Raw genomic sequence first — 12461 nt, 5'->3', positions numbered from 1 at the left:
ATCCTCGGGTCTAATTGGTATGGAAATACAAGGTGCCATGGCCATATTTACAGTCAATCTAAAAAGGATTCTGAAGCAGATGAAATAAAAGTAGAGTAAAAATGTAAACTGAAAACAAGAAAAAAGCCGGGTTAATTCCAAAAATATGGAATAAACCCGGCTTTTTTCAATTGTATTTTCTCAGTAGGACTATAAAATCGGAAGATTTTCAGTAGCCTCGTAAATGACAGACTGTTTGTGATGATAGATTAAATATAAAACTTCGAAAAAGATCTTTTTAATGTACCAGACATCTTAGCAAGTTCTTCAGAGGAAGCAAGAAGCTCCTGCATTACTGCATTTTGCTGCTCGGTTGTCGCCGCAACCTTTTCGATGCTTTCAGCCGAACTGGATGAAATGCACGCAATCTCTTCTGCTGACTCAAGAAGTAACTCCATCCGCTGGTTTGTCAGTTCCACTGCAATTTGAACGGCTTCACTTTGTTGTTTTACATTTCCTGTCGCATCAAGAATTTCGTCAAAAATCATTCCTACATTTTCGACTATCTCTCCGCCTTTATTTACTGCCTCAGCGCTATCATCCATAGCTAATGAAGCATTTGCTGTTTCCTTTGTTATATATTCAAGTATGTTTCGTATATCCCCGGCTGCACGAGCTGATTGTTCAGCAAGTTTTCTTACCTCATCAGCGACAACACCGAACCCTTTTCCATGTTCTCCTGCTCTTGCTGCTTCGATTGCAGCATTTAAGGCTAAAAGATTTGTTTGTTGCGAAATGTCTGTTATTAAGGCGGCAATTTCATTTATTTGAAGTGATTTCTCATTTAGAGTTCTGATTGCTGCAGATAGATTTAGAACCTTATCATTTATGGTAAGCATCTGAGCAGTAACATTTTCAACATACTGAGTGCCCTGCTGAACCTTTTCTTCCGTTCCTGAAGCAAGTTTTACTGCATCCTGCATACTGGATGATATATTGGATAAGTCCTGTGATACATTTTGCACCACTTCTTTTGTTTCCGTAGTGCTTGTTGCCTGGTTTTCGGCTCCTGCTGCAACTTCCAGTATCGATTGAGTAATATGTTCGTTCGCAAATGTAGATGCTTCGACGTGTCCTTTTAATGTATCAGATAAATCGCTGACTATTACTGAACTGTCCATTATTTGTTTAATTGAGTTTTGAAGACTATCGGCCAGTTCATTCATCGCCATAGCAATTTCTCCTAGTTCATCTTTACCTTTATAATCCATTCTCTCAGAAAGAAGATTTCCCTTTGCCATCTCCTTACATAAATAAACAGCTTTTTTCAATTTAGAGCTAATACTTCTGCTGACAAGAAATAATAATGCTGCAGACAGCAAACAAGCGACAATTACTGTGATTAACATGATATAAACTGTGGAAGAGGAGTCGGCTTCCATTTTAGACGTTAGAGTTGTTCTTTCCTTTAAAAGCATACCCTTTAAATTATTTAGTTTTTCAACATTATAATTTCGTAATAAGGAGGCTTTATTTTGGAGTGAAATCTGTTGAATAACGTCGACCTGCTGTCCGTTACTCTGGGCAGTTTTTACAGCTGGCTGTACCGTATTATAGAATACATCATCCATCTGTTTATTTGCGACAAGAATAGCCTTGTAAAGTTTAGTTTGATCTTGGGTTTCAAAATGATTTGCTACCTTCTCGGCGGAAGCCAGGAATTTCTTAGACTGGAGCTTGTATACCTGATCTCCTAATTCTTCCGGGTTGGTAATGAAATCGGTAAGTGCTATGTATTTTTGCTTAAAAGCGGATGACATTTCCATAAGTTCGAGAGCGTTGGTATCCTTTATTTCTACTTCATGGGAAAGATTCATTAGTCCTTTAACATTGGAGGAAATATAAATGAATGCCAGGAGAAAAAGAATAATAGTGCCTGCGAAAACGGTTGCATACTTTTGTCCAATTGATAATCTTCTCATATGTAAGTGATCCCCCTGCCGTTTGTGAAAACGGTTTAATTATTACTTTATATTGTAAATCTTTAAACCTAAATGTAAATAGATTATCAAGGGGACTTATATATTTTTTTATCTATAAAAAGCTCTTTTCATTAATTTTGCCTTTTGATTTCGGCTTTGTGGTATCTTTCCGCAATCGGGGTCTCCCTTGACCCGCTTTTCCTCAAGGATATCGGAATTTCATTAGTGAATAATCACCGTACGAAGGAACTGTGATAGCACAAGTAAGCATCCTTGAAATTAGGAGTTTCAAAAATCTAGAAACTTCTAACCTTGGACCAAATCAACAATGAATTCTAAAAAGCCATTAGAAAAACTTGGCATTCGCCAAGTCCCTTTGGCGGATGCCCTAGTTTTACTTATGCGTTCAGAATTTAAGGAAATAAATTCTGATTAACTAAAAAAAAACCACCAAGCTGGTGGTTTAAAGACTGGTCTGACGTTTAATAAGAGATTCTTTGCGCCCGTGCAGTAAAAAATACAATATCAAACCGGCAATTACAACAAACATGCCAGAGAAATAAAGAGAACTAAAACCAATTTTCGCGGCTGCCAGACCCGTTAAATAAGACCCTGTTCCAATCCCCAGGTCGAAAATGGATAAGAAAGTTGCTGTGGCAAGCCCTCTTCTGTTAGGAGGAGATTCCTGGATGGCAATTGTCTGGAGACTTGGAAAGACAGTTCCCCAGCCAAGGCCAATAAAGCCAGCAGCAATTAAAAATAAGGAAGGTCCAGTTGTTTTACTAAGCAGAAGCATTCCAATAGCAAACAAAAGAATAGATGGATAAATAATGATATTGGCACCATAAAGGTCAAACCATTTACCTGTGAAAGGCCTGCTTAACAGCAGAATAATAGCATAAACCACAAAGAAAAAGCTTGCCGTTTCTACCAGCCCAAGCTCTTTGGCAAATACTGATACAAATGAAAGAATGGAGGAATAAACCAGAGCGAATAAAGCACCTACAAGCGAAATTTTTACGGCTGATTTCTCAAATAGGTCCTGGAATCGTAGCGGAGCAGCTTTTCGTAAAACAGCCCCCGTCTTTTCCTTTGCATCAAGTTTGATCAGCCATGAGGTTAACAACCCGAAGAAGGATAAAAGGAGACCAATCACAAAGGTCCAAGTACCTCCCAAATTTTGAATCGTATTTAAACCAAGGAAAGGTCCTGCTACCATTGCCAGGTTCATTGACATGGCATAATAGCCCATGCCTTCTCCCCGTCTGGAATCAGGAATAATTTCTGCTACGATTGTTCCAACTGCGGTGGTAGCCATGCCAAATCCAATGCCATGAAAAAAACGTAAAATAAGCAGGCCTGTCAAAGTATGAGGTACAAAGTAGAAGGCTGTTGCAACAGTAAAAATAATGACTGAAGCCATTAGAATTACTTTTTCTCCTACCTTACCAATCCACTGTCCGGTAAACGGTCTTATTATGATAGCAGAAATGAGGAAGACGGTGACCACTAAACCTATTTTTGAGGCACTTCCATGCAAATCCTGTATAACATATATCGGCAGACTTACGAGTAAATAATAAAAAACTAAAAATAGAAAAAAGCTGCTTAAACAAACATTAATATAATTTCTTGTCCATAATTTTTGTTTTTCCAAATATGCAACCTCCAGTTGAATGAATAAAAAAATACAACTAGATAAATATATGCCTAAAAAGAAAAAGCAGTCAACTCAAAAAACTTGACTGCTAACATGCTTTATTCATATTTTGCTAGTATTTCACCCCATGGTGCCGGGCCTTCTTCCCGAAATCCCACTGACCTGTATAGTCTTGCTGCCTGAGTATTTTCCGGCTTATAACCAATCAAAATAATTTTAGATAGTGGCCTGTTTTTTATATCGCGAAGAATTCCCTTTAAAGCTGCTTTGCCATAACCTTTGCCCTGATGCCTTTGATCAATCATAAAACGGTAAATCCAATAGTTATAATCATCCTCGTCAATACCATACATGGCAAAACCCACCATTGTACCATCGCTATAAATAGCCATAGCTTCAAACTCAGGCAAAAACTGCATTTCTGCTATTGAGTAAAGGTTAGAGGCTACATTTTTCTCCTGATCCTTCCCTACTCTTAAGCTTGCAGCTTCTTCCCAGATCTCTTTTGTAATTTTTTTAAGTCGTATCAATTCTTTACCCCTTTCAATTAAATGAGTTATTTTCCTATATGTATATTCTTTATTTCCTTTAAACATATACTACCAAAGGTTTTGAAAGCTGCAATAGAATTAGAGCCTATGAGATATTAAAAAATAAATGAATTTCTAGGTAAAGCTCAAATGGGGATTTTGGGGATAAGCACAGTAAAACACTCCATTTGTCATATTAGATTTTAGCACTAACCTATAATCTCCCTGGATTCAGCGTTACCCCTCTGGCGAAGTCTTTTGTATAACCATGGAAAGCAGCATCGGGGTTCGGGCTATATCCGCAAAGAAGAACCAAAGGGAACAGATTAAGCTGTTTAACGCCGGACAGAAGGTTAAAAAAGAGCTAAAAACATAATCCCAATTAATTTCCTTTTAATTGCTATGGTAGATTTCACAAAAATTTAGTATGATGATGGAATGGAAAATTAATTGGACAAAGTGGGGAGCTATAAAATGGCCTTATTAACAATAGAAAACTTATCTCATACATTTGGCGACCGTACCTTATTTAAAGATGTTTCTTTCCGCCTTTTAGCAGAAGATCATGCCGGACTTGTTGGAGCTAATGGTGTCGGGAAATCTACACTAATGAACATTATCACAAACCAGCTGATCCATGATGGTGGGCGTGTTGAATGGACACCTGGTACAATTTATGGTTATTTAGACCAGCATACAGTCCTTACTTCTGGTAAAACAATGAGGGATGTTCTGCGTGATGCCTTCCTTCCCTTATTCGAAAAGGAAAAAGAACTAAATGAAGTTACAGCAAAAATGGGCGATGCAACTCCTGATGAACTTGAGATCCTATTGGAGCAAATGGGAGAAATTCAGGATGCACTGGATGCTGGCGGATTTTATTCCCTTGATATAAAAATCGAAGAAGCAGCACGCGGACTTGGTTTGGATGCCATTGGTCTTGACCGTGATGTTTCAGCACTAAGCGGGGGACAGCGTACAAAAGTTCTCCTTGCTAAACTTCTGCTTGAACAGCCTAAGGTATTATTGCTCGATGAGCCGACCAACTATCTGGATGTTGAGCATATCCGCTGGCTTGCATCTTATTTGAAAGAATATCCTTATGCCTTTATCCTGATTTCCCATGATACAGAATTCATGAATCAGGTGTCGAATACCATCTTCCATCTTGAATTTTCGAAGCTTACACGTTATACAGCAAGCTATGAAAAATTCCTTGAACTGGCCGAAATCAATAAAAACCAACATATTAATGCTTACGAAAAACAGAAGGAATTTATTAAAAAGCAGGAAGATTTCATTGCCAAAAATAAAGCACGCTATTCAACTACAGGCAGGGCGAAAAGCCGCCAGAAGCAGCTTGATCGAATTGAACGAATCGACCGGCCGGAAACAGCTGTAAAGCCTTCCTTTGAATTTAAAGAGTCCCGTTCAAGCAGCCGTTATGTATTTGAAGCAAAGAACCTGGAGATTGGGTATGATCAGGCACTTCTTCCGAAAATGGATTTTACAATCGAACGTGGTGAAAAAGTGGCCATTACTGGGTGTAACGGTGTTGGAAAATCTACTCTCTTAAAAACAATGCTTGGTAAAATTGATGCGTTGTCTGGTTCAGTGGAGCGCGGCGATTTCCTCTTTCCTTCCTATTTTGAACAGGAAGTTAAAGCAGGTAATATAACGCCAATCGATGAGATATGGAATGCTTTCCCAGGCATGGACCAGCATCAAGTACGTGCAGCTCTTGCCCGCTGCGGTTTAAAGAATGAACATATTTCTCGCCCTATGAGCCAGCTAAGCGGTGGTGAACAGGCTAAAGTTCGTCTTTGCAAGCTCCAAATGAACGAAAGCAACTGGCTTCTGTTTGACGAACCAACCAACCACTTAGATATATCAGCAAAGGCAGAATTGAAAAAGGCTCTGAAAGCCTACAAAGGAACTGTAGTGCTTGTTTGCCACGAACCAGACTTTTATGAAGATTGGGTAACTAAGGTTTGGAATGTTGAGGAATGGTCTCAACAAACAGTATAAGGAAGATTACTCTTAACCCCTGCCACTGCAGGGGTTTTTTATGTATTTCTAAAGATAACTAATTGCTATCAATCTGCTATCAGATTGATAACTGAATGTTAGCAGTCCTCATCATTTCTGCTAGCATTTTTTGTTGAAGCTTGTCGATAACAGAAAAGGCTGTCGCCTTAAGGGAGACAGCCTTTTGTTTATGTATTTTAATTCGACACAATCATTTATAGTACAACTTTCTCTCTTTCAGAAATTAATGAGAGGAGTTCAATAATTGCCTCTGAACTTTTTCCGTCGATATCCTTATCAGCCGAAAATTCTGTTACCTCGAGTCCCTTGACTCTAGGATCGGCTAAAATAGTTTTAAGAATTCCTGTAGCCTGATTCATATATAGACCTTTTTCGCTAGGAGAATAGGCTGACGGCATCACACTTTTGTGAAGAACATCCACATCAAAGTGAACAAGGATTTTGCTGGTATCAGGAATGTTGTTCAGACTTTGTTTTACTCTTTCTATATTTGTTTCTTCAAAAGGGATTATTTTGATTCCATATTCCTTGTCTGCCGATGTATGATTTCCGATGACAGTAATACTTTCCGCTGGGAAGGGCTCCTCCTGCCACCACACTTTTCTGTCCTGAGTTAAAAACCATAGCCCCATTCCTGCAGCTCCTACACACCGGTTTCCTGATGGAGCTAGTGTATCTACATGGCCGTCAAGGACCAACAAATAAACATCTTCTCCAAATACTTTTCGAAATGCTGAAAAAGTGCCGACTTCAATGCTGCAGTCTCCCCCAAGGATGATAGTAAACTCTTCTTCATTAAATAGTTGATCAGCTGTATTTAACGTTGCTTCCCACACCAATCTCGAAGCTGGCCAATTCCGTACAGGGCTGATATTATGCCTTGGAAGCCGCTCAGCCTCTGTTGTGATATTGCCATGGTCCTGCACATCAAGATCTGCCTCTCTTAATCTATCAACAAGACCTGCGTTTCGGAGTGCATCAGGTGATTGCTCTGTCCCTTTATAAAGTGCCCCGGCACTAACCGGAAGTCCAAAAATATTTATTTTCAAATCACTTCCCCCTTCACCTAAAAAACTTCAGTTTTATCAAATAAGGTTATAAAAATATCATAGCAAACAGCTTTAATTTTTAGAATATATTTCTAATTTTACAAAAAGTTACTCCTTTCTTTTTTAGATTAAAGCTATCAATAAGAGAATTTCCCTATAGTTATGGTTTATGGTAAATTTAGAAAATGAAGTAGAATTGGGGTGAAATGGTTGGAAACAAAAAAAGCATTGCCTATCTTGTTTTTAGTCATGTTTATGGTAATGGTGGGGTTTGGAATTATAATTCCCGTTCTCCCCTTCTATGCAGAAAAAATAGGAGCCAGTCCAACACAGCTCGGCCTTCTAATGGCTGTATATTCGCTAATGCAGCTTATTTTTGCTCCTATGTGGGGACGGGTCTCTGACAGAATAGGCCGAAAACCTGTAATGATGATTGGGATTGCTGGATTGTCCCTTTCTTTCTTTATGATGGGCATGGCCAATAATTTATGGATGTTATTTGCTGCACGTATTATCGGAGGTCTTCTTTCTTCCGCTAATATGCCGACAACAATGGCTTATGTTGCGGATATAACCTCAGAAGAAAATCGGGGAAAAGGTATGGGAATAATCGGAGCCGCTGTGGGCCTTGGTTTTGTATTCGGCCCAGCTATCGGCGGAGTTTTTTCGAAGACTAGTCTGAGTCTCCCTTTTTATATTTCTGGCTTTTCTGCTCTGCTCACATTAGTTCTTGTATTTCTTTTATTGAAGGAATCATCAACAAAAGAAAGCAGACTAGAAAACTCAGCAAATAAGGCCTCATTATGGACATCCTTTAGAGGGACAATTTCCATTTTATTCATCATGCAATTATTTATTTCTCTTTCCATGTCTGGATTGGAAGCAACTTTTGCTTATTTTGCAGCCAAAAAGGCAGGAATGGATACAACGCATCTTGGATATATTTTTATGATTATGGGACTTGCCGGGGCATTCGTCCAAGGCGGTCTGGTTGGCAGGCTGACAAAGAAATATGGAGAAGGTGCAGTCATTCAGGGGGGCGTCATTATTTCTGCTATTGGCTTTCTGCTCATTCTCCTTGTAGACAGTTTTGCAACTGCTGCTGTCTTCTTAACAATCTTTGGAATTGGAAATGGTGTAATTCGGCCAAGTGTTTCTTCCCTTCTAACCAAAAGATCAACTGGAGGGCATGGGAGCACCACTGGTTTATTGTCTTCCTTTGATTCCCTTGGAAGAATTGTGGGACCTCCGCTGGGAGGTTGGCTGTTTTCATTAGCGGCCGGGCTACCATATATATCAGGTGCAATTCTTTCTGCTATTGCCTTTCTTCTATATCAGGTATTTAGGGTAAAGGATACAAAGCATCAAATTGTTTCATAGCTCAAACCCTCGCATCTCTATGGTGAGGTTACTTATGAAAAAAAGCGTGTGAGAATCTCACACGCTTTTTGCAACTATATGAGAACAGATTTCTTGATAACCTGTTCTGCCAGAAGGATTTGCTTTTCAACCTCGGAAAAAGCAGTACCTCCTTGACTTTTCCTCGCATTAACCACGTTGTCAGGAAGTAAAACCGTAAAGACATCATCCTCAAACATTGGATTGAATTCTTGAAATTCCTCAAGGGTTAACTCCAATAGATACTTTTTATTCTGTATCCCATACAGTACAAGTTTTCCGATCACTTCATGGGCTTCTCTGAAAGGTAACCCTTTGTTTACAAGGTAATCAGCAATGTCAGTCGCATTTGAATAATCCTCAGTTACTGCACGATTCATCCGATGTTTATTTACCTTCATGGTCTCGATCATAGGAGCCAATAACTGCAATGCCCCTTCAAGTGTATCAATGGTATCAAGCATGCCTTCCTTATCTTCCTGCATATCTTTGTTGTAGGCTAATGGAAGCCCCTTAAGAACCGTCAGTAAACCAAACAAGTTACCATATACGCGCCCGGTTTTGGCCCTAAGCAATTCCGGCACATCAGGATTTTTCTTTTGTGGCATGATACTCGAACCAGTGCAGAAAGAATCGTCAAGTTCAATAAATTGAAACTCTTGGCTTGACCAGATAATCATTTCTTCTGACAAGCGCGAAATATGCATCATGAGTATTGAAGCATCTGATAAAAACTCAACAATAAAGTCGCGGTCACTTACCGCATCGAGACTATTAGGATAAATCTTTTCGAACCCGAGGAGCTCGGCTGTCCGCGTACGATCAATTGGAAAAGTCGTTCCAGCAAGCGCTCCTGCACCAAGCGGCAGTATATTGGTTCTTTTTATACTATCAGTAAATCTCTCCTTATCCCTTTCCATCATCCAAAAATAAGCCATTAGATGATGAGCAAAAGAAATCGGCTGTGCTCTCTGCAAATGAGTATATCCAGGAAGGATTGTAGTAATGTGGCTTTTTGCCTGAAGCAGGATTGCTTCCTGGACATTCTGCAGGAGATCAATCATTTCCTGTGTTTTTCTTTTTAAATACAAGTGCATATCAGTAGCAACCTGATCATTTCGGCTTCGGCCTGTATGAAGCTTTCCACCCACAGGTCCAATTTCATCAATTAGCATTTTTTCGATATTCATATGGATATCTTCGTTTTCAACACTAAAACTAACATTGCCCGAGATCACTTTCTCTTTGATTATCAGTAATCCGCTCTTTATTTTTTCAACATCCCCCAAGGGGATAATCTTGCATTCTCCCAGCATTTGTACATGTGCAAGACTGCCTTCAATGTCTTCTAAAGCCAGACGCTGGTCAAATTCGATTGAGGCCGTATATTTTTCTACTAATTTATTTGTTTCCTTCTCAAAACGGCCGCCCCAAAGCTTACTCATTGTATTCCTCCTAAACCTTCAAACTCTTATTTGTTTTCTCTTCCTGATGCACCTCTGCATAAACCTTAGTTGGCAGACCCCATAGTTTAATGAAGCCAACCGCGGCATTATGATCGAACATATCACCCTTTAGATATGTTGCTAGTTCTTCGTTATAAAGTGAATTAGCGGAGGTTCTGCCCACTACTGTATGATTACCTTTAAAAAGTTTGACTCGGATTTTTCCGCTTACTACTTTCTGCGTTTCATCCACAAAGGCATCAAGCGCATTTTTTAATGGCGAATACCAGAGTCCTTCATAGATAATTTTTGCCATTTGCTGGTCTATTAAGCTTTTAAATTGAGAAACTTCCCTTGGTAAAGTGAGAAACTCCAATTCTTTATGGGCATTGATTAAAATAAGAGCTGCTGGATTTTCATATACTTCACGCGATTTAATGCCTACCAGGCGATTTTCGATATGATCGATTCGGCCAACACCATGTTTTCCACCAAGCTCATTAAGTTTTTCAATTAATGGGACAAGTTCCATCTTTACACCGTTAAGGGAAACTGGTACACCCTGTTCAAAATCAATTTCGATATATTCAGCAGTATCGGGAGTTGATTCAATTGGCATTGTCCAGTCAAATGCTGCTTCAGGAGCCTCTGCCCACGGATCTTCCAGTACACCAGCTTCACATGCACGCCCCCAAATGTTAGCATCTATAGAAAATGGGTTGTCGAGATCTATTGGTATAGGAATATTATTTTCTGCTGCATAAGCTATTTCTTCGTCTCTTGTCATGCCCCATTCACGAACCGGTGCAATGACTTCGATATTTGGATTTAACGCTTGGATGGATACTTCAAAACGCACCTGGTCATTCCCCTTCCCCGTGCAGCCATGGGCAACAGCTACAGCCCCTTCAGCTTCTGCTGCTTCAACAAGCAGCTTTGAAATTAGTGGTCGGGAAAGCGCGGAGGAAAGAGGATATTTTCCTTCATACATCGCGTTTGCCTTTAATGCAGGCAGAATATATTCCTTCGCTAGAAGTTCTTTTCCATCAATCATAATGGCTTTGATTGCCCCCACATCCAATGCTTTTTGCTTAATGGCAGCCAGGTCCTTGCCTTCACCTACATCAAGTCCAAGTGCAATTACTTCATAATTGTATTTTTCCTGTATCCATTTTATCGCTACGGAAGTATCCAATCCTCCGGAGTATGCCAATACTACTTTACCTTTGCTCATAAAAAAAGCCACATCCTTTTTATAAAATATGAATTAATATGTATTCTATCGTATTTTTATACAAAATGCATTATATTTGATAAAAGTTTTTATTTTCAAAATTTTTTACGCCTATTTCTCTAAGCTTCCTTAGACATATCTTTTGGGGACATGCATACAATGTTAAACAGAAAACTTTGTATAAGGTGGCGATCAAATTGAAGTCAAGTTCAGCCAAACTATCCCTTTTCGGTCTTTTTCTCATGTTATGCGTTTATGCCTATTTGGATTCTCCTTATTCCTTTTTAAATAAACCATTTCTTTATACTAAAACAGAGCCGGTAATAAGCGTAATGAAGAATAATCGAGAACCTTCTCAAGTGCCGGTATTGGAGGAAAAGCTGGAGAGCCGTAAGGAAAAAGGCGGATATATTGTGGAGACGTACAGGGAATATGAAGTTTATAAAGATAAGGATGGAAATATTTTAAAATCCACTCCTACCTCAAAAACAGATAGCTTAAAATATAAGGATTATAACAGCATAAAAGGGCGCTAGGAGCGCCCTTTTCCTTTTTTTACTCCTTTCCTCTAAACGCCGTAATTCCAAAAACCTCATGATAGCTATAGCCGTTAAAATAAATATCCAGGTCATGAAACAAGCGGTGAAGTTTTTTCATGGCACCACGGTTATCTGAATTGGCGACTTTTTTAGCGTTTGTACGTATTTCTTCCATATCTTTTGCAAGTTTTTCATCTTTGATGGTGATTCCTTTTAAATCTTCAAGAATTTCGTTTGCTTTATCCTTTTGTTCAATATAATCGGCAGTTTCAAGTTTTCCGTAACAAAGAGTATCATTATAAAATTCATGCATACTGCCTATAAATTCATGGCTGTCTTTATCGGGAGAATTGCTGAAAACCATTAATGACTTGTCCACTGGCTTATTTACTACTTTTTTTGAAGAATCTGCTTCCCCTGTTTTTTCACTAGCCTGTGGACCCACGATTTCATGATTTTTCAAATAAGATATAACCTTATATCCTCCCCAAACCGCAGCCGCAAGCATTATTGCTGATAAAAATGTGATGATCCCATACCTTTTAAAAAACTTCATGTATCTAACTCCTTTTTCGGTACTTCCTTTATTATACATT

10 protein-coding genes are annotated in these 12461 nt (G+C 39.0%); 3 read left to right on the top strand and 7 right to left on the bottom strand.

Translation table 11 applies throughout. The annotated features are described in order from the left end of the window. Window positions 1-248 precede the first annotated feature (248 nt). From AC3WR0_RS17385 to AC3WR0_RS17375, 3 genes are all read right to left on the bottom strand, one after another. On the bottom strand, window positions 249-1961 hold the full coding sequence (locus AC3WR0_RS17385; RefSeq protein WP_492553489.1) for a methyl-accepting chemotaxis protein: 1713 nt from the start codon (window positions 1959-1961) through the stop codon (window positions 249-251). A 463-nt stretch (window positions 1962-2424) separates the two neighbouring features. Next, on the bottom strand, window positions 2425-3618 hold the full coding sequence (locus tag AC3WR0_RS17380; protein ID WP_492553488.1) for an MFS transporter: 1194 nt from the start codon (window positions 3616-3618) through the stop codon (window positions 2425-2427). 101 nt (window positions 3619-3719) lie between these two features. Next, entirely contained in the window at window positions 3720-4151 is a 432-nt protein-coding gene (locus tag AC3WR0_RS17375) for a GNAT family N-acetyltransferase (protein ID WP_492553487.1), read from the bottom strand. Window positions 4152-4625: 474 nt separating this feature from the next. On the opposite strand from AC3WR0_RS17375, the gene AC3WR0_RS17370 reads away from it, so the two are divergent. Then, the gene (locus tag AC3WR0_RS17370; RefSeq protein WP_027319552.1) at window positions 4626-6179 is read left to right on the top strand and encodes an ABC-F family ATP-binding cassette domain-containing protein; all 1554 of its coding nucleotides are present in this window, start codon (window positions 4626-4628) and stop codon (window positions 6177-6179) included. A 215-nt stretch (window positions 6180-6394) separates the two neighbouring features. Here AC3WR0_RS17370 and AC3WR0_RS17365 read toward each other — a convergent pair whose 3' ends face one another. Beyond that, window positions 6395-7249, bottom strand: a complete 855-nt coding sequence (locus AC3WR0_RS17365) for an arginase family protein (RefSeq protein WP_492553486.1) — start codon at window positions 7247-7249, stop codon at window positions 6395-6397. Between the two features lie 210 nt (window positions 7250-7459). Here AC3WR0_RS17365 and AC3WR0_RS17360 point away from each other — a divergent pair, with 210 nt between their 5' ends. After that, entirely contained in the window at window positions 7460-8629 is a 1170-nt protein-coding gene (locus AC3WR0_RS17360; protein ID WP_492553485.1) for an MFS transporter, read from the top strand. A gap of 74 nt (window positions 8630-8703) precedes the next feature. On the opposite strand, the gene argH is transcribed toward AC3WR0_RS17360, so the two are convergent. Both argH and AC3WR0_RS17350 read right to left on the bottom strand, forming a co-directional pair. Further along, on the bottom strand, window positions 8704-10092 hold the full coding sequence (gene argH / locus AC3WR0_RS17355) for an argininosuccinate lyase (protein ID WP_492553484.1): 1389 nt from the start codon (window positions 10090-10092) through the stop codon (window positions 8704-8706). Between the two features lie 10 nt (window positions 10093-10102). After that, on the bottom strand, window positions 10103-11326 hold the full coding sequence (locus tag AC3WR0_RS17350; protein ID WP_492553483.1) for an argininosuccinate synthase: 1224 nt from the start codon (window positions 11324-11326) through the stop codon (window positions 10103-10105). A gap of 197 nt (window positions 11327-11523) precedes the next feature. Here AC3WR0_RS17350 and AC3WR0_RS17345 point away from each other — a divergent pair, with 197 nt between their 5' ends. Beyond that, on the top strand, window positions 11524-11862 hold the full coding sequence (locus AC3WR0_RS17345) for a hypothetical protein (protein WP_492553482.1): 339 nt from the start codon (window positions 11524-11526) through the stop codon (window positions 11860-11862). Window positions 11863-11881: 19 nt separating this feature from the next. Here AC3WR0_RS17345 and AC3WR0_RS17340 read toward each other — a convergent pair whose 3' ends face one another. After that, window positions 11882-12421 (bottom strand): hypothetical protein, encoded by a 540-nt coding sequence (locus tag AC3WR0_RS17340; protein ID WP_492553481.1) that lies wholly within the window; start codon window positions 12419-12421, stop codon window positions 11882-11884. Between the last annotated feature and the right edge of the window lie 40 nt (window positions 12422-12461).

Source organism: Neobacillus sp. FW104-15D2 (assembly GCF_058790155.1).
The sequence above is the reverse complement of the archived record's forward strand: the minus strand, read 5'-3'. Positions and strand labels throughout refer to the sequence as shown.

Bases quoted from the DNA above. Each gene is read 5' to 3' on its own strand.
- AC3WR0_RS17385 (WP_492553489.1), bottom strand. From the start codon at position 1,961: ATGAGAAGATTATCAATTGGACAAAAGTATGCAACCGTTTTCGCAGGC.
- AC3WR0_RS17370 (WP_027319552.1), top strand. From the start codon at position 4,626: ATGGCCTTATTAACAATAGAAAACTTATCTCATACATTTGGCGACCGT.
- argH (WP_492553484.1), bottom strand. From the start codon at position 10,092: ATGAGTAAGCTTTGGGGCGGCCGTTTTGAGAAGGAAACAAATAAATTA.
- AC3WR0_RS17350 (WP_492553483.1), bottom strand. From the start codon at position 11,326: ATGAGCAAAGGTAAAGTAGTATTGGCATACTCCGGAGGATTGGATACT.
- AC3WR0_RS17340 (WP_492553481.1), bottom strand. From the start codon at position 12,421: ATGAAGTTTTTTAAAAGGTATGGGATCATCACATTTTTATCAGCAATA.